This window comes from Citrobacter sp. VF227, from assembly GCF_052950715.1.
In genome coordinates, this window is record NZ_JBRFVF010000002.1 from 991,838 (window position 1) to 1,017,120 (window position 25,283).

Sequence of the window (25,283 nt, forward strand, 5' to 3'; positions counted from 1 at the left end):
ATAGTATGTTATGGTATGTTGAAACATCAGTTAGACTAAGTTACCGAGATAGATACGCCCTGATTATTTATTCTACATCTTTAAGAATGATAGTTAAAGTTTCAACAACAGCGCAAATCGAAAAAAAAGACTTGCTTTATCCTATCGAAAATGCATTATATACTATCAATAAAAAAACAGATAAAACATTGAAAGTGCTATATGCGATAAAATACTCACGTCAAAAGTGGAATGCTATAATAAACATTACTCCATAAATTAATCATAATGATACTTTGTATTACTAAGTATCATTGAGTGGTAATTAGGAATGGTCATCTGCGATGAGTTATTACTGTTATTAAACATAATCACTGACGTTATAGCTGTCATCTAAATAGCTATGCCGAATACCGCTATGCTTTTGCCAGACCATGTTTATCTTTGAGGAGAGTGGGCTGGCTGTTTCCATAAAATGATGAACCGTTCTCAACAGTTGGTACATAGAACGTCACTGATGATTGCGCGTTATCGTGTCATGAAGCTCCTGCCATAGTCTCTCAACATCATTTACACATAGAGAGTAAATCATCTAAAAAATCATCCTAAATATTTAACCTGCGCTGTGTTTCTTTGCTTTTGTGGATAATGTAATTGTCCACAATGAGTGTTATCGTTTTTGCTAATCGGTACGTCAAATTAAAGTGATTTAATAGGCTGATAAAAATGACTGAGCTTTTGCTGTTACCCGCCATATAACTGAAGGGTCCCGTTCCGCTGCTCAATTCACCCACCAGATAGTATTTTTCATCTGTCCCGTCGTTACTGTAAAAGGCCCCGTTTTAGTTCCATGAATTTTTTGAGATCCCGGCCAAATAATGGTGCTGTCGAGACTCCTCCGGCGTCATATTGTTCAGTGATTCATGAGGGCGTTCACAGTTATATTCTGACCCCCATCTTTCCGTGATTTCCCGCACTTCATTCAGCGTTCTGAATAGATAAAAATCGAGTATTTCTTTACGGTATGTTCGGTTAAAGCGCTCAATAAAAGCGTTCTGCGTCGGCTTACCCGGCTGGATAAACTCCAGTTTTACTGCATGTTGCTCTGCCCATTCAGCCAGTGCAAGTGAGATAAATTCCGGACCATGCGTAGAGCTGGCAGATTCAGATCGATTTCAATCGACAACGCCTCACGGTTAAAGTCATCAACGACATTGAACGTGCGAAAACGACGCCCACAGACCAGGGCATCATGCATGAAATCGACTGACCAGCTCTGGTTCAGCGCTTCCGGTGTGGCCAGTGGCGAGGGATTACGCACCGGCAAACGCTGTTTGCCCTTACGGCGAAAATTCAGTTTCAGCAGACAATAAATACGATGGATCCTTTTGCGATTCCACGGGTATCCCTGATGCTACAAAACATGGAAAAGTTTTGGAAAAGTGTGTCGTGGATATCGCTCTGCCACTTCCTGCAAGGCAACAATTACGGGGTCATCACACGTGTTATCCGTACGGCAATAGTAAATCGTTCTGCCCAAATGCTGGATGAGACAGGCTATCTGCAGATGACCCGCGAGGAAGCCAGTCTGTCCTTCTGGTTGCTGCACCGTAGATATGAGAAAGCGAGCATCGTGCTGACGTCAAATACTGGGTTTACCGACTGGGGAGAGATGTTCGGCGATATCATGCTGGCAACGGCAATCCTGGATCGGTGCTACACTACTCAACCACACTGAACATCAAATGAGAATGCTACCGGTTAAGGGAAAAACGCAAAGCTGGAGTGCTGGAAAAAACTCCACGCCTATTAGTGATGATGAAATGGCGGAGAGCGGACAACATTAATGACCAATAGCGGATATTAAAAATGGCGAAAACGGCCAACAATCTTGGCCGTGACATTATGCGGGATACTTACATTACCACACGTTTTTGTTGTACGTGAAGTTGCTAGTCCGCATCTACTCTGGGATCAAGATGTATATCCACTTCATATTCATAAAAAACTGGATATTCTGAGCTATCTTTTTCCGGGGCTTTATGGATTGCTGCCATCTTTTCGTGTTTTATGTGGGGCACGGATATGCAGAGTTGACGCAACCCTGCGCCAAACAAGCTCTGCAGAGGATATCGGCGGCGAACAGAACAAGAAAAGTGAATTAACAAGTTAATTTATATAGTTTTTAAAAGCCCTTTTTTATAAAAGAAAGGGCTATAAAATATTATGGGAGTGTTGTAATGTCCTTTGGAATAAAAGCGTCTAAGATTACATTATTTTCGTCACATGTAATTACTGCGCGAGCATAAATGTTTAGTTCTATGATCCTCAATCCCGAATCAGACATGAATCGATGGTCAGAATAATCAGATAGAAAAACAATACTTTTATCAATATTATTTTCATTAATAAATCTAGTTTGTGCAAATGGAGTATCAACACTTACAACAAACCATTCATGATTTTCATCATCACCATTTATTCTGAGATCATTACTTAATGATTTTATTTGATGCTCACAAACAGGTGTATCTAGAGACGGAACTGTTAGGATCGTCTTTTTTTTCCCCATCTTAAATGATACTTTCTCAAGTGCAGTATTTACTAAACTGATGCTTGGTGGCAGTACCCCTCCCTTACGCATGATACCTTTATCAAGAGTGAGACGCATATCAGCAAACCATACACAATAATCTTCACCTAACATCAAATTTTCTGTGGATTTTTTAAATTCCATGTCTTACCTCTACCTTATATAAAAAAGTAATTACTTAAACGTACTCTCAACTTTCTATCGCTAAATACTAAAATTAGGTGTTTGAAGTATAACTTATAGATAACCTATATTCACTTTGATAGCTCTGTGAGATTAAATATATACTGATAAAATAGCAATATCAGAAATAGAACAAACAGGCATTAAAATAAAACATTTGCGCAAATATTTCTGTATCCTGTAACCAATATAAAAATGTACACTATAACTAATCATTATTGGGCCTCTAGCTATTCTGGTGTTCATTCACATTGATTATCATTACGGGTTAACCCGGGTAGGTAGCAGTTGTCATTTCCTCCCTGAAAACGGTGCCTTGATAAACTGAAACCTCCGGTCTTTCTCATATATCAAAGAGAGGCATATCGCCATGAAAAAGACCCGTTATACTGAAGAATAGATCGCGCTTACCATGAAATAGGCAGAAGTTGGTACTCACTCCAGAGAAGCCTGAAGAAAGATAGGCATTTTTGAAGCCACATTCATATCTATGGACTACCTTTGTTTGAAACTAGAGAGACTCATATGGCTAGTGTTTCATGGCATTGGCTAATATTACTGTTATACTTTAGAATCCATCATAATTTAGTCATAGTTACAATTGTTCTATTAAATTAAGATATAATTAATGTTCTGACAAGATCTGCGCCCGGAACTATTGTAATGCGGTGTAACTTTTAGATCTTTCCTTGTCATAAATTGGCATTTAAGTTTATTTTATGTTGATGGTTTCATTTTTATCATCTACCTTGAACGAGAACTCAGAGTACTGAGTTTCATCTATACGTTGTTGCGTTTATTTTTCTCTTGTTTATATTTTTACTTATGCGGCTTATGGCCGCATTTTTTCTAAACAAGATTTTAATTTTAGTAAAGGGATGATATAACTGATAAAAGTATTAGAAGCATACAGGGTTAAAGAATTTACAACTCCTAAGGAATGGAGCAGAACAACCTGAGTAGAGATTATGCAAGGCGCATTCAATCAGAAAAGTATAAAATGCTCAACATCTTCTTTCAGAAGGTAACTTGTCAGGTATTAAAGCCATAGCTTCTGAAATTAAATAAATTAGAAGCACGTGGCATAATAACATCAAAACGTTACTCATCCGTGCAGTTGAGTAATAGAGTAGAGAAATACTTAAGCAGAATGAATGATTCATTTAATAATTCCGCATTCCATTCATGAATCCGAAATTAAAGATTTTCATCCTCGAAATTTTTAATAAAGAAGTGCGGTTTATATAAAAAATAACCGCGACTCCAGATATTAAAGACGCACATACTAAAAAATTTCAGAACACTATCCAAATACAGTTCACTCTGTTGAGGGACAGGCACATTCCGCAATATTATACTTAATAAGTCATTTCAAAAAAACACGAACAATTTGTTATGAAATTGTTTAAATGGAGATAGTTTTATTGATATAATTAAAAACCTTAAAAGGATATTAATAATATAGAAATTTCAACTATAAAACCAAGAAAAGAAAAAACTTTTCAAGCGAGAATAGTGTTAATTGAACGTCACGTGAAGATGATGTGTGCGGGATTTTCAAGACCTTATCATCTATTATTTTTGCTATAGATGAGTCTATATATAACCAATTACAAATAGATACTACATCATGGGATGTAAATAACGAGTTAGTTTCATAACTTAATACTAACTAAATATATTTCATTACAAACATAAAACACTTCTCTTCAATAAGGCCGAATACGGCCCTGAACTTTTGTAAGAGTTCATTAATCTATTCAAATACGTAGATATAAAATAAAGATAGATTGTAAAAAGCCATTTGCAACTAAAAAGTCTCTTTTTATGAATGTTCTTTAATCCTTGTAATGGTGCTGTGCTAGACAAGGAATTGCTATGGAACACACTCTAAATTCATTTTCTATAAACTTTGCATACCACTGCATCATTTGCCCCCTCCCTTCCAGATATTGAGGATGGTTATCCGTCCCGCGAATTGAGTTTTATAGACGGGAGCCAACTGAGTCTCAATCCGAGCCGTATTGAACCCTTCCTCATGCAAAATTGTACTCATAGTGTGCCTAAAACCATGTCCAGTAACCTTTCCCCTATACCCAATCCGCTTGAACACCTGATTAATACTCGCTTCGTTCCTCGGTTTGCGAGGATCATTACACCCAGAAAACACCAGAGGAAATTACCCAGACATCACTTTGAGCTGCTGTATGATCTCCAGCGCTTGGGTAGAAAGGGGGATAAGGTGAGGCCGTTTCATCTTCATTCGCTCGGCAGGAATTTCCCACACCGCTTTCTCAAGATCTAACTCACTACAGAAAGCACCTCGAAGCTCGCCAGTACGAACTCCCGTAAGGATCAGCACATGAGGCAAGAACAACTAGCGGGCTTCCTGTATAGCTGGATAGGGCCTTAAAGAAGTTTGGTAACGCTTCAACGGTAAGGAAGGGATAATGCTTCGACTCATGCCCTGACATCGCACTGGTAAGGTCCGCAGCAGGGTTGTATTCCGCACGGCCGGAAACGATGGCGTAACGAAAAATCCGCTGCAGCGCTGGCGAACCTTCCTGAACTTTTCGGTCGCGCCACGACTTTCCATGCGACGTAGCACATTCGGCAGAACAAGGGGTTTAATGTCGTTGACTAGCTGCTGACCATCTCCAGGTAATTAGGCTTTAGCTTCAGGCTTAGCGCGGCGAATCTGCATATCCTTGAAAGGCATGTGTATAGGAATCCAGACCGAACAGGAACATATACACAATCCTATACACATTCAGTACCGGATTCTACTGGATGGTTACGGACTACTATGGACTTAAAAAAATAAAAAACGTTATAAGTCAGAGATTTTATGGACTAATACGGACGTTTGAGGAAGTTGAGATGGTGCCGATAATAGGAGTCGAACCTACGACCTTCGCATTACGAATGCGCTGCTCTACCAACTGAGCTATATCGGCCCTGAAAAGGACATGTCCACGAATGTGAACACGGGTAGAAGGTTAAAACTAACCGGGCGACGCGTCAATGGCCTTGCTAATCAAACGCCTATTTTTGCATCATCCGGTATCAATTAGGCACGAATCATGTCGTCACAGGAAAGCTTGTACACGGTCGGGTAATTCTATAACCAGCGTCAAACACGCTACTCTTAGCGTTCCCATTCCAGCCCCAAATGTATCCGCAGTTGCTCCTCTTCAAAATCAATATGCAATCTGGCAACCGCCAGCATAATCAATGATACAACCAGTACCCCAACCAGACTGACACCAGCCAGCAATGCACTGATTACGATACTCACTGCGCCAAAGATGATGACAATTGTTTAACCGAAACGCTGAAATAACGTGCCGAATCTGTTGTCTTGGTAATTTTTTTCGATAATGAACTCTCAGCCAAAGTCATTATCGACGTGATATCACCAACATTAATTGCCCAGCCGGAAAAAGATGTTACTAATCCTACCAACATCGCTGCCGGTAAATATTTATTCATGACATCATTCCTGATAAATTCTGGAGAAAAAAATCTCCTGAATTTTTATTTCTTAGGCAGACGGAGTCGTCCAGATTGCATTGAACTGTATTTTTACATCCCCAATCCAGTAGCCGTCTGGCAGACGCGGAGTAATCTGTGACCGGTGTACTACCATCAGGAACAAGACGTGAATTGCGGTCCAGGAAAATTCATGTGGGCACGGAAAATTCTGCGATATGCAGACTTCTGACGCGACGAAGGAGAGCAAAGATGATTAATAAATTGCAGAACGGAAAACAACCACGTACCAGAAGCAACAGATAAAACTAACCGGGAGATGCATTAACCTTGCGCATCAACGCCTGCTTGTGCATCACCCGGTTTCAATTACGCTCGGATCGTGTCGTCGCCGAAGCCAACCCACTTATATGTGGTCAGTGCTTCCAGCCCCATTGGACCACGCGCGTGCAGTTTTTGCGTACTTACCGCTACTTCCGCACCCAATCCGAACTGGCCGCCATCGGTGAAACGCGTAGAAGCGTTAACGTACACGGCAGAAGAGTCTACTTCATTCACGAAACGATCGGCGTTACGCAGCGTGCGCGTCAGGATCGCATCGGAATGTTGGGTCCCATGCTCGCGAATGTGGGCGATGGCATCGTCCAGGTCAGTAACGACTTTCACATTCAAATCCAGCGACAGAAACTCGTCGTCATACTCTTCGGCTTTCACCGCGACCACGTTAGCGGGCCCTGACTGCAATGTAGCCAGCGCCATCTCATCGGCATGCAGCGTGACGCCACTTTGCGCCATCTGCTCGCTCAGTGCAGGCAGAAAACGTGGCGCGATGTCCTGATGCACTAACAGAGTTTCTACAGTGTTACAGGTGCTCGGACGCTGGGTTTTGGCGTTGACGATAATCTTCAGCGCAGGGGCGATCTCTGCCGTGTCATCTACATAGATATGACATACGCCAATACCACCGGTGATCACCGGAATGGTCGACTGCTCACGACATAACTTGTGCAGACCCGCGCCACCGCGAGGGATCAGCATGTCGATGTACTTATCCATACGCAGCATTTCAGCGACCAGTGCGCGGTCCGGGTTGTCTATCGACTGCACGGCTGCGGCGGGTAAACCGCAGGCTTCCAGCGCCTTTTGGATCACCGCCACGGTTGCGGCATTCGTCCGGTACGTCTCTTTTCCTCCGCGCAGGATCGCCGCATTGCCGGTTTTCAGGCACAGGGAAGCCACGTCGACGGTGACGTTTGGACGCGCTTCATAAATCACGCCAATCACACCCAGCGGGACACGACGACGCTCCAGACGCAGGCCGCTGTCCAGCAGACCGCCGTCAATCACCTGCCCGACCGGATCGGCGAGATGACACACCTGGCGCACATCGTCAGCAATCGCTTTCAGACGCGCCGGCGTCAGGGTCAGGCGGTCGAGCATCGCATCGCTCAGGCCGTTGGCTCGCGCCTGCTCAACATCTTGTACATTTGCGCTGAGGATGCTTTCGGTTTGTGCTTCCAGCTCATCAGCGATTGTTTCCAGTACGCGATTTTTTTCGCGACTGGAGAGCAGCGCCAACTTGTATGACGCGGCTTTGGCAGCAATGCCCATTTTTTCCAGCATATGCCTGTTCCTTAACGGGTAATCATGTCATCGCGATGGACAGCAACCGGGCCGTATTCATAGCCCAGGATGGTATCAATCTGTTGTGAGTGGTGTCCGGCAATACGGCGCAGCGCGTCGCTGTTATAGCGGGTTACGCCGTGGGCAATATCGCGCCCTTCCAGATTGCAGATGCGGATCACTTCACCACGAGAGAAGTTACCTGTCACGCTTTTAATACCTTTTGGCAGCAACGAGCTGCCGCGCTCCAGAATAGCTCCTGTTGCGCCTTCATCGACGGTAATTTCACCGGCAGGTGGCGCGCCGAAAATCCAGCGTTTACGATTTTCCAACGGAGAAGCCTGAGCATGAAAACGCGTCCCAACGGAAACGCCTTCCATCACGTCGCCAATCACGCCTGGCTTGCTGCCTGCGGCAATAATGGTGTCGATCCCGGCGCGGCACGCGACATCGGCGGCCTGTAGTTTAGTCCCCATGCCGCCGGTTCCCAGGCCAGAGACGCTGTCCCCGGCAATAGCGCGCAGCGCATCATCAATACCGTGCACGTCTTTGATCAGCTCCGCCTGCGGATTAGTACGCGGATCGGCGGTGAACAGTCCCTGCTGATCGGTCAGCAACAGCAGCTTATCGGCCCCGGCCAGAATCGCTGCCAGCGCCGAAAGGTTGTCGTTGTCACCCACTTTAATTTCGGCGGTAGCCACCGCATCGTTCTCATTAATGACCGGAACGATGTTGTTATCGAGCAGCGCGCGCAGCGTATCGCGGGCATTGAGGAAGCGCTCTCTGTCTTCCATATCCGCACGCGTTAGCAGCATCTGCCCGATATGAATACCGTATATCGAGAACAGCTGTTCCCACAGTTGAATCAATCGGCTCTGCCCTACCGCCGCCAACAGCTGTTTCGAAGCTATCGTTGCCGGGAGCTCAGGGTAACCAAGATGCTCACGTCCGGCAGCAATCGCGCCCGAAGTAACGATAACAATACGATGCCCTGCGGCATGGAGCTGCGCGCACTGGCGAACCAGTTCTACGATATGGGCGCGGTTCAGGCGGCGCGATCCGCCCGTTAACACACTGGTGCCTAGTTTTACCACCAGCGTCTGGCTGTCACTCATGATTCTCTGCCATTCAAAATTGGGGAAAATGATATCAAACGAACGTTTTAGCAGGACTGGCCCCGGTTGCCAACAACCAGCGTACAAAGCATGAAATTTTATTGCGCAGGATCAGCAAGCGTAGCGGCTGATTTTGACGCCTTTATTACAGAAACAAAAAAACATCCTTTTTTAAAATTATTCTTACTTTGTCATAAAACGTTCATTGCCAGACGTTAAAAACCTTCCTGTCTTTTAGCGGGGATCACACCCAGTAAATATTAGCGCGTACTTTTTAATCAGGAATGAAAATGAAAAAGAGCACTCTGGCATTAGTGGTGATGGGAATTGTTGCGTCGGCATCCGTACAGGCAGCGGAAGTGTATAACAAGAACGGCAATAAACTGGATCTCTATGGCAAAGTAAAAGCCATGCATTACATGACGGATTATGACAGCAAAGACGGCGACCAGAGCTATGTCCGTTTAGGTTTTAAAGGTGAAACGCAAATTAACGATGAACTGACGGGATATGGCCGTTGGGAAGCGGAGTTTGCCGGTAATAAAGCCGAAAGTGACTCCAACCAGCAAAAAACGCGTTTGGCTTTTGCTGGTCTGAAATTAAAAAATCTTGGCTCATTTGATTATGGTCGTAACCTGGGCGCGTTGTACGACGTGGAAGCATGGACCGATATGTTCCCGGAATTCGGCGGCGACTCCTCTGCGCAAACCGATAACTTTATGACCAAACGCGCCAGCGGCCTGGCGACCTACCGCAACACTGACTTCTTCGGTGTTGTGGATGGCCTGGATCTCACCTTGCAGTATCAGGGTAAAAACCAGGACCGCGATGTGAAAAAACAGAACGGAGACGGTTTTGGTACTTCCGTGACCTATGACTTTGGCGGAAGTGATTTCGCGGTAAGCGGCGCGTATACCAACTCCGATCGTACCAACCAGCAGAATCTGCAATCGCGCGGTACGGGCGATAAGGCAGAAGCCTGGGCGACCGGCTTAAAATATGATGCTAACGATATCTATATTGCGACCATGTACTCCGAAACACGCAATATGACGCCAATTTCCGGCGGCTTTGCCAATAAAACACAAAACTTCGAGGCGGTTGTTCAGTACCAATTTGACTTTGGTCTGCGTCCGTCACTGGGTTATGTGCTGTCGAAAGGTAAAGATATTGAAGGCGTTGGGAATGAGGACCTGGTGAATTATATCGACGTGGGTGCAATGTACTATTTCAACAAAAATATGTCTGCGTTTGTTGATTATAAAATCAACCAGCTTGATAGCGATAATAAGCTGGGTATCAATGACGATAATATCGTTGCCGTCGGTATGACCTACCAGTTTTGATTATACCCTTCATACTTCAAGCTGCATGTGCGTTGGCCTTCCTGCAACGCGAATTATTTAGGGTCTAGCATAAAAAATGCCGGATGGGGTTGCGCCGCCATCCGGCATTTTGCTGTTCGTTATGCCGTTAATTTAACGGGTTCATCCTTAAAATCATCAGCAGGCTCCAACGCCAGATTCAGCGACGTTAACAATCCATGTAATTTTTCATGAAACTCACGCAAGGTGTATTCCAGTCGCTCGACCACTTCGGTCTCTTTCACTGGCACCGCAGTCCAGTTACCATCTTTATCAAACAAACCAAAATGATAGCTGTAGGTAAAGCGTTTTTCCTGCGCTTCCAGTTCCATCCACCAGCCCCAGAACTCGCGTTTCTCGGGGGCGGGTTTCACGTTGACGCAAACAGCCAGACAATCGAAGAAAAATCGATTATCTTCGCACTGTCCTTCGCGGATATACGGACCCAGCGCGGTGAATTTCTTGATCAATCTACTTTTCGGATGCCCACTCGGTAACGTCATTACGATCTCCTTAGGTGAAGCACCTGTTTTACCAAATCGATAAAATTTAGCAAACTTTTAACACAATCTCTGATTGATCCAACCGGTTATTTCCTGCAGCCCTTTGTCAAAATTGCGATACACCGGGTTGAATGGAATCTCCAGCAACTTACCGTCAGAAGATGAAGATGTGATTAAACGCGACTCCTCTTCCGGGCTAAATGGATCGTTTTTCCAGAACCCCGACAACATTGGCGTCGGACAACGTCTGCCCAGCAGACCCTGCACTTTTAATGAATAGCGATTAAGCTCTACACGCAGCGCTTCATCGGAGGCGTCATGCATCCCCAGACGACTTGCCAGAACGTCAAGATACATTTCCGGAACGCTTGCCTGGCGCTGCGGGTCGCTAAGCAGCGCGTGAACCACTGGCCCCAAACAGGCCACCGCTTTCAGACGCGATGATTCCAGATACGCCAGGCGTACCGCCACGTTAGCGCCAAAGCGAAAACCGAAGGCCGCCACGCGGGTGTGATCCACCCAGGGAACGTTTGGCAACGCTTTTAATACGTGCTGGTGCAGCAGGCTGGAATCCTGGGTCAGTTTCCATTTTGACGAGAACCCGACCGACGGCATATCCAGCGTCAGCATGGCGATACCGCGCGGGGCAAAGTAGCGCTCATACAGACTGTAGTAATCCGTTTGCATAGAGTCGAGGCCACCGCACATCAGCACCGTCGGGAACGGACCGTCGCCTTTTGGCATATGCAGGAAGCCAGTGATTGGCGCGCCGCCGGTAACGGCAAATTCCATCTCACGCAGCGTACCCGGCAGACGCTGTGCGGCCTCTTCATAGGCACGGTTGGCCAGAGCCTGCGCCTGCTCTGCCAGCTCATCACCTTTTAAGTGGGGATAAGCGGCAATGTTGTACAACGTGGAGGCATGTAGCCAGTGGCGTCCGCTCACCTGCGGATCCGCTTCCATAGACGCTTTCTGTTGCCAGTCCATCGCCTGCTTCGCCCACTCGTAGATCCAGTTCCCGCCGCGATACCCGATGACCGTGTCGTAGAGTTCTTTATCCGTACGTTCGGCTTCACTCATGACGATGCGGGCCTGCACTTCGAGAATTTCACGCGGATCGACGCCACGCCAGATCCACATCAGGCGATTCACCATGCGATACCAGTGCGGAACTGTTTTGCCATCAAGAGCCGATTGTACGGACGGCTGCGCGCCGCGATTAAAACGACGAACCAGCGTTGACGTTTCAGGGTGTTTGAAGCGGGGTTTAAACAGGACTTCGCTGAGGTTAGCCTGTGACATGATTGCAGCCTCCATGAATACTCACTAAGGCATAGTGTAACCTGACACCGCAAAAAAAGAACAACGCCCGGCATTGCCAGGCGTCGAAAACGTTATTGATTAGCGACCAGAGATCGGCGGGACAAACACAACGCCCATATCCCACGGCTGCTCAATCCAGGTATCCTGAGGGATATCAACAACATAATCATTCACCAGCGGACGACCGGCCGGCTTAGCGAAGATCGTGACGAAATGCGCTTTAGGATACATTTCGCGGATCGCAACGGCGGTACCACCGGTATCAACCAGGTCATCAATTACGATAAAACCTTCACCGTCGCCTTCGGCACGCTTCAGCACTTTCAGTTCGCGCTGGTTGTCGTGATCGTAGCTGGAGATGCATACGGTATCGACATGACGAATACCCAATTCACGCGCCAGCAATGCGCCCGGCACCAGACCACCACGGCTAACGGCAATAATGCCTTTCCATTGTTCAGAAGGCATCAGGCGGCTTGCCAGTTTACGTGCATGGATCTGCAACATGTCCCAGGTGACGACGTATTTTTCGCTCATGTGAAGTGTCCCAGCCTGTTTATCTACGGCTTAAAAAGTGTTCGAGGGGGAAATAGGTTGCGCGAGATTATAGAGATCTGACGCACTAAAAACCAGTGTTTCGCGGAATCCGCGCCTCTTTTTGCATGCTTTATGCTAGCCGTCGGCGGAGAAAGTGGTATTCTCAATCGCATCGCGCAAGCCTGACTTGTGGTGTTTTTAATTCTGCTAACCCTGTGGCCTGCAAGCAAGTTTTGCAGGACATCGCCAAGGAGACTCAACGTGTCTGAACTGTCTCAGTTATCCCCGCAACCGCTGTGGGATATTTTTGCCAAAATCTGTTCTATTCCTCATCCGTCCTACCATGAAGAGCAGCTCGCTGAACACATTCTGAGCTGGGCCCAAGAGAAAGGTTTCCACGTCGAGCGCGATCAAGTCGGTAATATCCTGATTCGCAAACCCGCTACCGCAGGAATGGAAAACCGCAAGCCGGTCGTTCTGCAGGCGCACCTGGATATGGTCCCGCAGAAAAACAACGACACCGTGCACGACTTCACCAAAGATCCTATCCAGCCTTATATTGATGGCGAATGGGTAAAAGCCCGTGGCACCACGCTGGGTGCGGATAACGGTATCGGTATGGCGTCCGCGCTGGCCGTTCTGGCTGATGACAATGTGGTACACGGTCCGCTGGAAGTCCTGCTGACCATGACCGAAGAAGCAGGTATGGATGGCGCATTTGGTCTGCAGGCTAACTGGCTGCAGGCGGATATCCTGATCAACACCGACTCAGAAGAAGAAGGTGAGATCTATATGGGTTGCGCAGGTGGGATCGACTTTACCTCTAACCTGCCGCTGTCCCGTGAAGCAATCCCGGCTGGCTTCCAGAGCTTTAAGCTGACGTTAAAAGGTCTGAAAGGTGGCCACTCCGGCGGTGAAATCCACGTGGGTCTCGGCAACGCGAACAAGCTGCTGGTACGCTTCCTGGCGGGTCACGCTGAAGAGTTGGATCTGCGTCTGGTTGATTTCAACGGCGGTACGCTGCGCAATGCGATTCCGCGTGAAGCCTTCGCTACCCTCGCCGTGGCTGCAGATAAAGTTGATGCGTTAAAAGCGCTGGTCAGCACCTACCAGGAAATCCTGAAAAACGAGCTGGAAGCTAAAGAGAAAAATCTGGCTCTGCTGCTGGATGCCGTTACTAACGACAAAGCCGCGCTAACCGCGCAGTCTCGCGACAGCTTTGTACGTCTGCTGAACGCCACCCCTAACGGTGTGATCCGCAACTCCGACGTCGCCAAAGGCGTGGTAGAAACCTCCCTGAACGTCGGTGTGGTAACCATGACTGACGATAATGTCCAGATCCACTGCCTGGTACGTTCGCTGATCGACAGCGGTAAAGACTACGTGGTGAGCATGCTGGATTCACTGGGTAAACTGGCTGGCGCCAAAACTGAAGCCAAAGGCGCGTATCCAGGCTGGCAGCCGGATGCAAACTCTCCGGTTATGCACCTGGTTCGTGAAACCTATCAGCGTCTGTTCAATAAAACGCCGAACATTCAGATCATCCATGCTGGTCTGGAATGTGGCCTGTTCAAAAAACCGTATCCGGAAATGGACATGGTTTCCATCGGGCCAACCATCACCGGTCCGCACTCCCCGGATGAGCAGGTTCATATCGAAAGCGTCGGCCACTACTGGACGCTGCTGACTGAACTGCTGAAGTCTATTCCGGCGAAGTAAATCTGCGTTAAATGCCGGATGGCGCTGTGCTTATCCGGCAATACATGTATGTCACAACCCCAATAACAGCTGCCTTTCTATTTGTGGATCCAGCAGCGTGACGTGTAACCCCACCAGCCTCACACCTCGCCCTCCCCGACGTGCTTCCCAGGTTTTGTGTGCCGTCGCAATTAAGTCGTCTTTATTTAAGCGCGGCCAGACATGCTCCTGAGTGGTCTGCTGAAAATCATTAAACTTGAGTTTTATTCCCTGGCGGGCGATCAGGAGATCCGGCTTAACCTTTGCCAGACGCCGTTCCAGTTCGGGATAGAGCCGCTCAATAATCGCTTCACACTCTGACCACTGATGAATATCTTCCGCCAGTGTCCGCTCGACGCCGACGGATTTGCGCAGCCTGTCGCTGTTGACGTCCCGCTCGTCAATTCCCTGACTGCGCTCCCACAACACGCGGCCAAACTTACCAAAACGTTTGAGCAGCGTAGCCAGATCGTATTTTTGAATATCTTCGCAGGTACGCAATCCCATCGACTCCAGCTTAGCGGCGGAGACTTTACCGACGCCAGGAATTTTCCCCAGCGGTAACGTTTTGAGAAATTCAGGGACATCAGCAGGGGTTATCACATATTGCCCGTTGGGTTTATTAAGATCGGAGGCGATTTTTGCCAGGAATTTAACCGGCGCAATCCCCGCAGAGGCGGTTAGCTGTAGTTCATTGAAGATCGTCTGGCGGATCTCCTGGGCGATCAGCGTCGCGGAGCCGTGGCAGTAAACGCTGTCGGTGACATCCAGATAGGCTTCATCCAGCGAAAGCGGTTCAATCAGCGAGGTATAGCGGGAGAAGATCGCCTGAATCTGGCATGACGCTTCTTTGTATGCCTCATAACGACCGGGTAACAGGGTAAGATGCGGGCACAGCTTTAACGCCATTCCGGTTGGCATTGCGCTGCGCACGCCAAATTTACGCGCCGGATAATTGGCTGTGCTGATAACCCCGCGGCGTTCACGACTGCCGCCAATGGCAATGGGAATGTCACGCAGGGCGGGATTATCACGCATTTCCACCGCCGCGAAAAAGCAGTCCATATCGACATGTATGATTTTGCGCATGACTCACCTCTCACAACACTGTTTAAGTATACAGTATTTTTGCGACATGAGAAGTCAGTTCCTCTGCAACGTCAGTGCGTGTCCATTCATCACAAAGCGCGCATCACACAGATAACGCACAAATTGTCCGTCGCGTACACACGCTCGCGCAGCGTCTCATTTAACTCATGAGGTTCGGTGTACCATAAAATTCGCTAACCCACAAAATACGCCACGCCTGACAGACTTTAAGCACAATTTTCCGTATAAAGAAAATCTAAAGTGTAAACGCAGCACGAGAGACTTGCGAAAAACTCTCTGGGTGATAATGTGAGCGCTCCAGATCCAGATTTATCCGATTTGGGGACTCTTTTTGCCGTCCTGGCGTGTGTAATCGTTTTATCAAGGAATAAGTAGTATGCGTAAAATCGCATTTTTTCTTGCGATGCTTTTATTGCCGTGCGTTTCGTTTGCCGGTTTGCTGAGCAGCAGCAGCCCGACTACGCCTGTCAGCAAAGAATATAAGCAGCAATTAATGGGCTCCCCTGTCTATATCCAGATCTTTAAAGAAGAGCGAACGTTGGATCTGTACGTCAAGATGGGCGAACAGTATCAATTGCTCGACAGTTATAAGATCTGCAATTATTCCGGCGGCTTAGGGCCGAAACAGCGTCAGGGTGATTTCAAAAGTCCGGAAGGATTTTACAGCGTACAGCGCGGACAGCTGAAACCGGATAGCCGCTTTTACAAAGCGATTAACATTGGTTTCCCTAACGCCTACGACCGCGCACACGGTTATGAAGGTAAATACCTGATGATTCACGGTGCCTGCGTTTCCGTCGGCTGCTACGCGATGACCGATAACGGCATTGATGAGATTTTCCAGTTTGTCACCGGTGCGCTGGTGTTTGGGCAGTCCAGCGTGCAGGTCAGCATTTATCCGTTCCGTATGACCGACGCCAACATGCAGCGCCATAAATTCTCGTATTACAAAGAGTTCTGGTCACAGCTAAAACCGGGATACGATTACTTCGAACAAACGCGTAAGCCACCAACAGTTTCCGTCGTAGATGGCCGTTACGTTATCAGCAAGCCGTTGAGTCACGAAGTGGTCCAGCCGCAGCTGGCATCAAACTACGCGCTCCCCGAGACAAAATAATGCCCACTCGCCTGGCATAATCTTTTGCCAGGTTTCATTGCCGGTTAACGGCTGCGTGGCAATCACGGTGACCACATCATTGGGTGTGGTCTCTGAGCTAAAATCGATTTCCACATCCTGATCCAGCAACGTCGCTACACCAAATGGCGCACGCCGGGTGATCCAAAACAGGTTAGTCGAACAGAAGGCCATCACATAACGCCCGTCAGACAGCAGCATGTTGAAGACCCCCTTCTCTCGCAGTTCTCCTGCCAGCACCGCGATATACTTAAATACTGCCGTCATATTGCCAGGCGTGCGTGGATAGCGCTCAGTCAGCTTATGCAGTAGCCAGCAAAATGCTTTTTCGCTGTCGGTTTCCCCGACCGGACGGAAATTACCGGTTTCCAACGATTTATAGCCGCTGAGCTGGCCGTTATGAGCGTACGTCCAGTTACGTCCCCACAGCTCTCGCGTAAATGGATGGGTATTTTCCAGTGCTACTTCGCCACGGTTCGCCTGACGAATATGGGCAATCACAGAACAGGATTTGATGGGATAGTCTTGTACCAGTTTGGCGATAGGCGAATTAAAGCTGGGTTGCGGATCTTTAAACGTACGGCAGCCCTTACCTTCATAAAAAGTAATCCCCCAGCCGTCTTTGTGCGGACCGGTACCTCCGCCGCGCTGAACCAACCCGGTGAAGCTAAAGCAGATATCGGTTGGCACATTGGCGCTCATCCCGAGCAGTTCGCACATATATCACCTCCACAACAGCGGGGGCGACGAGCCCCCAGCGAAGTCTTATTTAACCATCTCTTTTTCGATCAACTGGATCAGGATATGAATAACTTTGATATGAATTTCCTGAATGCGGTCAGCGTAGCCAAAGTGCGGCACGCGAATTTCGATATCCGCGCTGCCTGCCATTTTACCGCCATCTTTGCCGGTCAGGGTGATGACTTTCATTCCCTTCTCACGCGCCGCAGCAATCGCTTTAATCACGTTACCGGAGTTACCCGAAGTGGAGATGCCTAACAGGACATCGCCCTCGCGACCCACAGCTTCCACATAACGGGAGAACACATAATCGTAACCGAAATCGTTGCTGACGCAGGAGATATGGCTAACGTCAGAGATAGCGATCGCCGGGTAGCCAGGGCGGTTTTCGCGATAGCGTCCGGTCAGCTCTTCGGCGAAGTGCATCGCGTCACAATGGGAGCCGCCGTTACCGCAAGAAAGTACCTTACCGCCCGCTTTGAAGCTGTCTGCCAACAGGACCGCCGCGCGCTGAATGGCGTGAATATTGGCGTCATCTTTAAGAAAATTAGCCAGCGTTTCCGCCGCTTCGCTCAGTTCGTTACGAATAAGATCCTGGTACATGAGGATATCCTTCAGCATGAATGTAAATGACAAGATGCAGTGTACCGGATAGCGCTACCAGCGAGAAGTCCAAGCCACAGGAATGGCGGCGGCTTTTGATTTTTTGTGCCGGTTAAAACGACAACAATGTGAGCTTTGTTGTAATTATTTTGTAAACATATTGCTAAAAGAATTCACATCCACTACAACCATATCATCACAAGTGGTCAGACCTCCTACAAGCAAGGGAGCTTTTCGTTATGATGATTTTGAGTATTATCGCTACGGTTGTCCTGCTCAGCGTTCTGTTTTATCACCGCGTGAGCTTATTCCTCAGCAGCTTAATTTTGCTCGCCTGGACGGCTGCGCTTGGCGTAGCTGGCCTGTGGTCAGTCTGGCTGCTGGTTCCTCTGGCCATTATCCTCGTACCGTTTAACTTTACGCCTATGCGCAAATCCATGATCTCTGCGCCGGTGTTCCGCGGTTTCCGCAAAGTCATGCCACCGATGTCGCGCACTGAGAAAGAAGCGATTGATGCCGGTACGACCTGGTGGGAAGGCGACCTTTTCCAGGGCAAGCCAGACTGGAAAAAACTGCATAACTATCCTCAGCCACATCTGACTGCTGAAGAACAAGCGTTTCTTGATGGCCCGGTGGAAGAGGCCTGCCGCATGGCGAACGACTTCCAGATCACCCACGAACTCGCGGATCTACCGCCGGAGCTGTGGGCATATCTAAAAGAACATCGCTTCTTCGCAATGATCATTAAGAAAGAGTACGGCGGGCTGGAATTCTCCGCCTACGCTCAGGCTCGCGTTCTGCAAAAACTCTCCGGCGTTTCCGGGATCCTGGCGATCACCGTTGGCGTACCTAACTCATTAGGCCCTGGCGAACTGCTGCAGCATTACGGCACCGAAGAGCAGAAGAATCATTACCTGCCGCGTCTGGCACGTGGTCAGGAAATCCCATGCTTCGCCCTTACCAGCCCGGAAGCGGGTTCCGACGCAGGCGCGATCCCGGATACCGGCGTGGTTTGTATGGGTGACTGGCAGGGGCAGCAGGTGCTGGGTATGCGCCTGACCTGGAACAAACGGTATATCACGCTAGCGCCTATCGCTACCGTGCTGGGTCTGGCATTTAAACTCTCCGACCCGGAAAAACTGCTGGGTGGCGAAGAAGATCTTGGCATTACCTGTGCGCTGATCCCAACCTCAACGCCGGGTGTACAAATTGGACGTCGTCACTTCCCACTGAACGTACCTTTCCAGAACGGCCCAACGCTGGGTAAAGATGTCTTCGTACCGATTGATTACATCATCGGTGGCCCAAAAATGGCCGGTCAGGGCTGGCGTATGCTGGTGGAATGTCTGTCCGTAGGACGCGGTATTACCCTGCCGTCTAACTCGACGGGCGGCGTGAAGTCGGTCGCGATGGCAACCGGTGCGTATGCGCACATTCGTCGCCAGTTCAAAATCTCTATCGGTAAGATGGAAGGTATTGAAGAACCGTTGGCACGTATTGCGGGTAACGCCTACGTGATGGATGCTGCGGCATCGCTGATTACCTACGGCATTATGCTGGGTGAAAAACCGGCTGTGCTGTCGGCCATCGTGAAGTATCACTGTACCCACCGTGGGCAGCAATCAATCATCGATGCAATGGATATTACTGGCGGTAAAGGCATTATGCTTGGGGAAAGCAACTTCCTCGCTCGTGCTTATCAGGGCGCGCCGATCGCCATTACCGTTGAGGGCGCCAACATTCTGACCCGTAGCATGATGATCTTCGGTCAGGGTGCGATTCGCTGCCATCCGTACGTTTTGGAAGAAATGGCGGCGGCACAGAGTAACGATGTGAATGCCTTCGACAAACTGCTGTTCAAACACATTGGTCACGTCGGCAGTAACAAAGTGCGTAGCTTCTGGCTTGGCCTGACGCGTGGTTTAACCAGCAGCACGCCAACTGGCGATGCAACCAAACGTTACTATCAGCATCTGAACCGTCTTAGCGCCAACCTGGCACTGCTTTCAGATGTGTCCATGGCCGTACTGGGTGGCAGCCTGAAGCGCCGCGAACGCATCTCCGCGCGTCTGGGTGATGTGTTAAGTCAGCTGTATCTGGCCTCTGCGGTGCTGAAGCGTTATGACGATGAAGGCCGTAATGAAGCCGACCTGCCGTTGGTTCACTGGGGCGTTCAGGATGCGTTGTACAAAGCGGAACAGGCGATGGACGATCTGCTGAAAAACTTCCCGAACCGTCTGGTCGCAGGCCTGCTGAGTGTGGTCATCTTCCCTACCGGTCGCCACTACCATGCACCGTCTGACAAGCTGGATCATAAGGTTGCGAAGATTTTGCAGGTTCCGAGCGCCACCCGTTCTCGCCTTGGTCGCGGTCAATACCTGACGCCGAGCGAGCATAACCCGGTTGGTTTGCTGGAAGAGGCTCTGCTGGATGTGATTGCAGCCGACCCTATCCACCAGCGGATCTGCAAAGAATTGGGTAAAAACCTGCCGTTTACCCGTCTGGATGAACTGGCGCACAATGCGTTGGCTAAAGGACTGATTGATAAAGACGAAGCTGCAATTCTGGTGAAAGCCGAGGCGAGTCGTCTGCGCAGCATCAACGTGGATGACTTTGAACCCGAGGAGCTGGCGACTCAGCCGGTAAAGCTGCCAGAGAAGGTGCGTAAAGTCGAAGCCGCATAACGACACACGCACAACGTTTAGCCCCGCTTAATGCGGGGCTTTTTATTGCCACATTTTCGTAAGAGCTCATGCTACAGTGTCAAAATGTTATTCAACGAGGAGCCTCGATCGTGCCTGGTTTGAAAATTACGCTGCTGCAACAACCACTGAGCTGGATGGATGGCCCAGCCAACCTGCACCATTTCGACCGCCAACTGGAAACCGTCAACGGACGTGATGTCATTGTGTTGCCCGAGATGTTTACCAGCGGATTTGCCATGGAAGCGGCAGGCAAATCGCTGGCACAGGAAGAGGTCGTAAGCTGGATGCGCGCTAAGGCGCAACAGACGAATGCCCTGATAGCGGGTAGCGCCGCTCTCCAGTCTGAACACGGCCCGGTTAACCGCTTTTTATTGGTCGACCCCGAAGGTGATGTCCATTTTTATGACAAACGCCATCTGTTCCGTATGGCGGATGAGCATCAGTATTATCAGGCCGGTGACGCGCGGGTGATTATTGAATGGCGCGGCTGGCGTATTCTGCCGTTGGTCTGTTATGACCTGCGTTTTCCGGTGTGGTCACGCAACCGCGGCGACTACGACCTGGCATTGTATGTTGCCAACTGGCCGGCGCCGCGTTCGCTGCACTGGCAGGTTTTGCTCACCGCCCGGGCGATTGAGAACCAGGCTTATGTAGCAGGATGTAACCGCGTGGGCACTGACGGTAACGGACATCATTATCGCGGCGACAGCCGGGTGATTAATCCGCAGGGTGAGATTATTGCCACCGCCGAACCGCATCAGGCCGCGCGTATTGACGCTGAACTGTCTCTCTCGGCGCTGCGTGAGTATCGCGAAAAGTTTCCCGCCTGGCAGGATGCCGACCCGTTCACACTATAAATATCGCCAACCCTCCCGCTGCGGAACATTTTCCGTGGCGGGATTGTTTCACTCCGTAACCAACCGCAAAACAAATTCGCGTGGCGACACGCTTCTGGCAACGTATCCTGCCAGGGATAATTACTCGTAACCGACAAGTGGCAAATATTGTCGATAATTCCCTTCTCAGGATTGCAATAATGAAGAACTCCGTACGCATGACTTTGCTGGCAGTTACCGTGGCTGGCGCGTCTTTTAGCACGTTTGCAGCAACCACATCTAATGTTCCGGCTCCTGCCCAGGATCCGATAGTACAGCATCTTAAGCTGAGCACTGACCAGGTTGCGCAGATTAAAAAACTGCACCAGCAGCTTGAAACCAATGTCGGGCAGATTTCGGTGAAGGATGTGAAAGACGGCGCGTTGATTGACGTCATCAAGTCCGGGAAATGGGATGAAGCGGCCGTCAAAAAACAGCTTTCCGCGTTCAGCAATATCGAACAGCAAGCGCGTTATTACCGCGTGAAATACTATTTTGATCTGAACAAAGTGCTGACTCCAGCACAGCGCCAGCAGGTACAAAAAGATATCGCGCAGACGCTGAGCGAGTAACAACGAAGCCTGCAATAACACATGGTTGCAGGCTTTTATTTTTCTGGGTTAAAACGACGAAAGCCTGAATCATTTCTGACTCAGGCTTTCTGAATATTGGCGGAATGGACGGGACTCGAACCCGCGACCCCCTGCGTGACAGGCAGGTATTCTAACCAACTGAACTACCACTCCGCGTTGTGTTCCGCTTGGGAACGAAGCGAATATTACGGATTGCCTCGCGCCTCGTCAACGCTTTTTCTCACGATTTTTAATCGTTTGCTGCAAAAATCACCCGAATGGTCATTTCCATACGAAAAACGTACAAACTATGCCCGCCAGAGGCAACTTCCGCCTTTCTTCTGCACCAGGTCAAGGCGCGACTCATGGGCCGCTAACTCTTCATCAGTGGCGAAAACAACGCGTAGTTTGCTGGACTGTCGCACAATGCGCTGGATCCCCGTGTCATTCTGCTGCTGGCTGTCACCTTCCATTGAGAACGCCATCGTTGTCTGCCCACCGGTCATCATCAGATAAACGTCGGCCAGAATCTGAGCATCGAGCAATGCGCCGTGCAAGGTACGTTTACTGTTGTCTATTTCATAGCGTGAGCACAATGCATCAAGGCTGTTGCGCTTGCCAGGAAACATTTTCCTCGCCAGCGCCAGGCTATCGGTTATTTTGCAGAATTCGTTGGTCTTCGGAATATCCCGCTTGAGCTTAGCGAATTCGTAATCCATAAAGCCAATATCAAACGATGCGTTATGGATGACCAGCTCCGCGCCGCGAATGTAGTCGAGAAACTCATCGGCCACATCGGCAAACGTAGGTTTATCGAGCAGGAACTCGTCAGCGATGCCATGCACGCCAAATGCTTCCGGGTCCACCAGCCGATCCGGCTTCAGGTAAACGTGGAAGTTATTCCCGGTCAGGCGGCGGTTCACCACTTCAACCGCACCGATCTCAATGATCTTGTGGCCTTCGTAGTGGGCACCAATCTGGTTCATACCGGTGGTTTCGGTATCGAGGACTACCTGTCGTGTAATTCCAGTGCTCATAACGGTCATTTATGTCAGACTTATCGTTTGATTTCGATTTGCTAAAACAGGAAGTCTACCAGAGATGCTTAAACAGGTAGAAATTTTCACCGACGGTTCTTGCCTGGGAAATCCGGGGCCAGGTGGTTACGGAGCGATTTTACGCTATCGCGGGCGCGAAAAAACCTTTAGCGAAGGCTACAACCTCACCACCAATAATCGCATGGAGCTAATGGCGGCAATCGTTGCGCTGGAAGCCCTGAAAGAACAGTGTGAAGTGATACTCAGCACAGACAGCCAGTATGTGCGTCAGGGCATTACGCAGTGGATCCACAACTGGAAGAAGCGCGGCTGGAAAACCGCAGATAAAAAGCCGGTGAAGAACGTCGATCTATGGAAACGTCTGGATACCGCGCTGGGGCCGCATCAAATCAAATGGGAGTGGGTGAAAGGCCATGCGGGTCATCCGGAAAACGAACGCTGCGATGAGCTTGCGCGCACCGCAGCCATGCGTCCAACTCAGGATGATATTGGGTATCAGGCTGAGGCTTAAGCGTCGGGTTTGCGGTATTGCCGGGTCGCGCCGACGGCCTGGCGGATAGGCGTTTTGCTTTTATTTTGTTTCATCGGGTTGAGCGTGAGCGGAATGGTTCGCTTACGCGCAACCACCAGTTGCAAACATCCCAGCGCGGGAATATGGGCGCTTAACATTTTTCCGCCCTTCTTATTCCAGGGCAGGACGTGAAAACGGCTGTAGTGCAGCACTTCAAAATTCAGCAATGAAAGCCAGTCCAATTGCCGCATGAGCGTAAACATCCGGCTGTTGTAGGGTGATGTTTTACGCAATACGGGCACCAGTTTACGCAATCCCATCAGGCTTACCGGGTTAAAACCGCTCAGAATCAACCAGCCGTCATCAATAAGCACGCGATCGGCCTCACGCAATAAGCGATGGGGATCGGAACACCACGGTAGCGTATGGGCCAATAAACAGACATCCACAGACTTATCGGCAAAAGGTAGATGCAAAGGATCGGCCGTCACCTGCATGGGAGACCCTTGCAAAGAAACATTAACCTGATGAGAAACCGCGCACGCTTCGGAATCGATTTCTGCGCTTAAATTACCAATCTTAAGCAGATGAAAACCGTACATTTTTGCGAACCACGGGTTAAGCTGATACTCCAGCGCCTCACGATAGTATTCGCCCCATGGCAAATCATTCCAGCTAACGGGCGCTACGACAGTTTGAGGGATCCTTGCCGGTTTCATCACAACCTTCCGTTACGCATTGAGAGGTAATCTATGAATCTTAACAGTATTCCTGCATTTCAGGACAATTACATCTGGGTCCTGTCGAATAATGACAAGCATTGTCTGATTGTGGACCCGGGCGAAGCAGCTCCCGTTTTGAAAGCTATTGCAGAACATAACTGGGTTCCTGATGCCATTCTGCTGACCCACCATCATCAGGATCACGTGGGCGGCGTGAAAGAACTTTTACAACACTTCCCACAAATAGTGGTGTATGGACCGGCTGAAACGCAAGATAAGGGAACGACGCACGTAGTTGAAGATGGCGATAATGCACTGGTTTTGGGGCATGAATTTACGGTAATTGCTACGCCGGGTCACACTTTAGGACATATCTGTTACTTTAGTCACCCTTATTTATTTTGCGGCGACACGCTCTTTTCCGGCGGCTGCGGACGTCTGTTCGAAGGAACGGCATCTCAAATGTATCAATCACTTAAAAAAATAAACTCACTTCCTGACGATACGTTAATTTGTTGCGCACATGAATACACATTAGCAAACATGAAGTTTGCCTTAAGCATTCTGCCTCACGATTCGTTTATTAATGAATATTATCGTAAAGTTAATGAGTTACGGGTAAAAAAACAAATGACACTACCCGTAATTCTGAAAAATGAGCGACGAAATAATCTTTTCTTAAGAACGGAAGATATTGATTTAATTAATGAAATAAACAAAGAAACAATATTGCAACAACCTGAAGAGCGTTTTGCCTGGTTAAGGTCAAAGAAAGATACGTTCTGACAATTCCGGGTTGCCT

At 48.9% G+C, this 25,283-nt stretch carries 21 protein-coding genes, 2 tRNA genes and 6 pseudogenes; 10 read left to right on the forward strand and 19 right to left on the reverse strand.

The features are described 5' to 3' along the window. Positions 1–5: 5 nt before the first annotated feature. A complete protein-coding gene (locus ACU8YC_RS12155; RefSeq protein ID WP_187252989.1) occupies positions 6–257 on the forward strand; it encodes a hypothetical protein in 252 nt (83 codons plus the stop codon). 138 nt (positions 258–395) lie between these two features. Here ACU8YC_RS12155 and ACU8YC_RS12160 read toward each other — a convergent pair. Continuing rightward, a pseudogene (locus ACU8YC_RS12160) lies at positions 396–797 on the reverse strand (IS630 family transposase); the annotation flags it as partial. A gap of 24 nt (positions 798–821) precedes the next feature. Then, a pseudogene (locus ACU8YC_RS12165) lies at positions 822–1,537 on the reverse strand (integrase core domain-containing protein); the annotation flags it as partial. Between ACU8YC_RS12165 and ACU8YC_RS12170 the strand changes: the two are divergent. After that, positions 1,520–1,826, forward strand: a pseudogene (locus ACU8YC_RS12170) (ATP-binding protein); the annotation flags it as partial. The pseudogenes ACU8YC_RS12165 and ACU8YC_RS12170 sit on opposite strands and share 18 nt — an antisense overlap. Before the next feature lie 108 nt (positions 1,827–1,934). Here the strand turns inward: ACU8YC_RS12170 and ACU8YC_RS12175 are convergent. The 8 genes and pseudogenes from ACU8YC_RS12175 to proB all read right to left on the reverse strand — a co-directional run. Then, positions 1,935–2,112: pseudogene (locus ACU8YC_RS12175) on the reverse strand (IS630 family transposase); the annotation flags it as partial. Between the two features lie 91 nt (positions 2,113–2,203). Further along, the gene (locus ACU8YC_RS12180) at positions 2,204–2,716 is read right to left on the reverse strand and encodes a redoxin family protein (protein ID WP_187252990.1); all 513 of its coding nucleotides are present in this window, start codon (positions 2,714–2,716) and stop codon (positions 2,204–2,206) included. A 1,877-nt stretch (positions 2,717–4,593) separates the two neighbouring features. After that, positions 4,594–5,417 (reverse strand): annotated as a pseudogene (locus ACU8YC_RS12185) (tyrosine-type recombinase/integrase); the annotation flags it as partial. Positions 5,418–5,636: 219 nt separating this feature from the next. Beyond that, positions 5,637–5,712, reverse strand: a tRNA-Thr gene (locus ACU8YC_RS12190). A gap of 191 nt (positions 5,713–5,903) precedes the next feature. Then, positions 5,904–6,053, reverse strand: a complete 150-nt coding sequence (locus ACU8YC_RS12195; protein WP_261990542.1) for a hypothetical protein — start codon at positions 6,051–6,053, stop codon at positions 5,904–5,906. Between the two features lie 2 nt (positions 6,054–6,055). Continuing rightward, positions 6,056–6,247, reverse strand: a pseudogene (locus tag ACU8YC_RS12200) (hypothetical protein); the annotation flags it as partial. A gap of 369 nt (positions 6,248–6,616) precedes the next feature. Continuing rightward, positions 6,617–7,870: a glutamate-5-semialdehyde dehydrogenase gene (gene proA / locus ACU8YC_RS12205; protein ID WP_210904669.1), complete on the reverse strand. Its 1,254-nt coding sequence runs from the start codon at positions 7,868–7,870 to the stop codon at positions 6,617–6,619. An 11-nt stretch (positions 7,871–7,881) separates the two neighbouring features. After that, positions 7,882–8,985 carry a glutamate 5-kinase gene (gene proB, locus ACU8YC_RS12210; RefSeq protein WP_005133587.1) on the reverse strand — a complete coding sequence of 368 codons (1,104 nt, stop codon included), beginning with the start codon at positions 8,983–8,985 and terminating at the stop codon, positions 7,882–7,884. A gap of 290 nt (positions 8,986–9,275) precedes the next feature. Between proB and phoE the strand changes: the two genes are divergently transcribed. After that, on the forward strand, positions 9,276–10,331 hold the full coding sequence (gene phoE / locus ACU8YC_RS12215; RefSeq protein ID WP_446895373.1) for a phosphoporin PhoE: 1,056 nt from the start codon (positions 9,276–9,278) through the stop codon (positions 10,329–10,331). A gap of 119 nt (positions 10,332–10,450) precedes the next feature. Here the strand turns inward: phoE and crl are convergent, their stop codons facing one another. The 3 genes from crl to gpt form a co-directional block, all read right to left on the reverse strand. Then, positions 10,451–10,852, reverse strand: a complete 402-nt coding sequence (crl, locus tag ACU8YC_RS12220) for a sigma factor-binding protein Crl (RefSeq protein ID WP_151218493.1) — start codon at positions 10,850–10,852, stop codon at positions 10,451–10,453. A 57-nt stretch (positions 10,853–10,909) separates the two neighbouring features. Next, entirely contained in the window at positions 10,910–12,154 is a 1,245-nt protein-coding gene (gene frsA, locus ACU8YC_RS12225; RefSeq protein ID WP_151218492.1) for an esterase FrsA, read from the reverse strand. A gap of 99 nt (positions 12,155–12,253) precedes the next feature. Then, positions 12,254–12,712: a xanthine phosphoribosyltransferase gene (gene gpt / locus ACU8YC_RS12230; RefSeq protein WP_003031380.1), complete on the reverse strand. Its 459-nt coding sequence runs from the start codon at positions 12,710–12,712 to the stop codon at positions 12,254–12,256. 261 nt (positions 12,713–12,973) lie between these two features. Between gpt and pepD the strand changes: the two genes are divergently transcribed. Further along, the gene (gene pepD / locus ACU8YC_RS12235) at positions 12,974–14,431 is read left to right on the forward strand and encodes a cytosol nonspecific dipeptidase (protein ID WP_151218491.1); all 1,458 of its coding nucleotides are present in this window, start codon (positions 12,974–12,976) and stop codon (positions 14,429–14,431) included. A 51-nt stretch (positions 14,432–14,482) separates the two neighbouring features. Here the strand turns inward: pepD and dinB are convergent, their stop codons facing one another. Further along, entirely contained in the window at positions 14,483–15,538 is a 1,056-nt protein-coding gene (gene dinB / locus ACU8YC_RS12240) for a DNA polymerase IV (protein ID WP_151218490.1), read from the reverse strand. Between the two features lie 397 nt (positions 15,539–15,935). Between dinB and dpaA the strand changes: the two genes are divergently transcribed. Next, a complete protein-coding gene (gene dpaA / locus ACU8YC_RS12245; RefSeq protein ID WP_003843847.1) occupies positions 15,936–16,676 on the forward strand; it encodes a peptidoglycan meso-diaminopimelic acid protein amidase in 741 nt (246 codons plus the stop codon). Here dpaA and ACU8YC_RS12250 read toward each other — a convergent pair. Both ACU8YC_RS12250 and lpcA read right to left on the reverse strand, forming a co-directional pair. Continuing rightward, positions 16,647–17,414, reverse strand: coding sequence for a class II glutamine amidotransferase (locus tag ACU8YC_RS12250; RefSeq protein ID WP_038637544.1), 768 nt, complete (start codon positions 17,412–17,414; stop codon positions 16,647–16,649). The two genes, dpaA and ACU8YC_RS12250, sit on opposite strands and share 30 nt — an antisense overlap. A gap of 45 nt (positions 17,415–17,459) precedes the next feature. Then, a complete protein-coding gene (lpcA, locus tag ACU8YC_RS12255) occupies positions 17,460–18,038 on the reverse strand; it encodes a D-sedoheptulose 7-phosphate isomerase (RefSeq protein WP_016151815.1) in 579 nt (192 codons plus the stop codon). Between the two features lie 239 nt (positions 18,039–18,277). Between lpcA and fadE the strand changes: the two genes are divergently transcribed. The 3 genes from fadE (at position 18,278) to ACU8YC_RS12270 (ending at position 22,190) form a co-directional block, all read left to right on the forward strand. Then, positions 18,278–20,722 (forward strand): acyl-CoA dehydrogenase FadE, encoded by a 2,445-nt coding sequence (gene fadE, locus ACU8YC_RS12260; RefSeq protein ID WP_151224179.1) that lies wholly within the window; start codon positions 18,278–18,280, stop codon positions 20,720–20,722. A gap of 110 nt (positions 20,723–20,832) precedes the next feature. After that, positions 20,833–21,600 carry an amidohydrolase gene (locus tag ACU8YC_RS12265; protein WP_446895374.1) on the forward strand — a complete coding sequence of 256 codons (768 nt, stop codon included), beginning with the start codon at positions 20,833–20,835 and terminating at the stop codon, positions 21,598–21,600. 179 nt (positions 21,601–21,779) lie between these two features. Then, a complete protein-coding gene (locus tag ACU8YC_RS12270) occupies positions 21,780–22,190 on the forward strand; it encodes a Spy/CpxP family protein refolding chaperone (protein WP_151218488.1) in 411 nt (136 codons plus the stop codon). 97 nt (positions 22,191–22,287) lie between these two features. On the opposite strand, the gene ACU8YC_RS12275 is transcribed toward ACU8YC_RS12270, so the two are convergent. Continuing rightward, a tRNA-Asp gene (locus ACU8YC_RS12275) sits at positions 22,288–22,364 on the reverse strand. Positions 22,365–22,498: 134 nt separating this feature from the next. Beyond that, complete coding sequence (gene dnaQ, locus ACU8YC_RS12280; RefSeq protein ID WP_187252996.1) at positions 22,499–23,227, reverse strand: DNA polymerase III subunit epsilon; 729 nt, start codon at positions 23,225–23,227, stop codon at positions 22,499–22,501. Positions 23,228–23,291: 64 nt separating this feature from the next. Between dnaQ and rnhA the strand changes: the two genes are divergently transcribed. After that, positions 23,292–23,759: a ribonuclease HI gene (gene rnhA, locus ACU8YC_RS12285; RefSeq protein ID WP_151224178.1), complete on the forward strand. Its 468-nt coding sequence runs from the start codon at positions 23,292–23,294 to the stop codon at positions 23,757–23,759. Here the strand turns inward: rnhA and ACU8YC_RS12290 are convergent. Then, entirely contained in the window at positions 23,756–24,478 is a 723-nt protein-coding gene (locus ACU8YC_RS12290) for a class I SAM-dependent methyltransferase (protein WP_151224177.1), read from the reverse strand. The genes rnhA and ACU8YC_RS12290 overlap by 4 nt on opposite strands. 33 nt (positions 24,479–24,511) lie before the next feature. Between ACU8YC_RS12290 and gloB the strand changes: the two genes are divergently transcribed. Next, the gene (gloB, locus tag ACU8YC_RS12295; RefSeq protein WP_286543238.1) at positions 24,512–25,267 is read left to right on the forward strand and encodes a hydroxyacylglutathione hydrolase; all 756 of its coding nucleotides are present in this window, start codon (positions 24,512–24,514) and stop codon (positions 25,265–25,267) included. Positions 25,268–25,283: the final 16 nt, after the last annotated feature.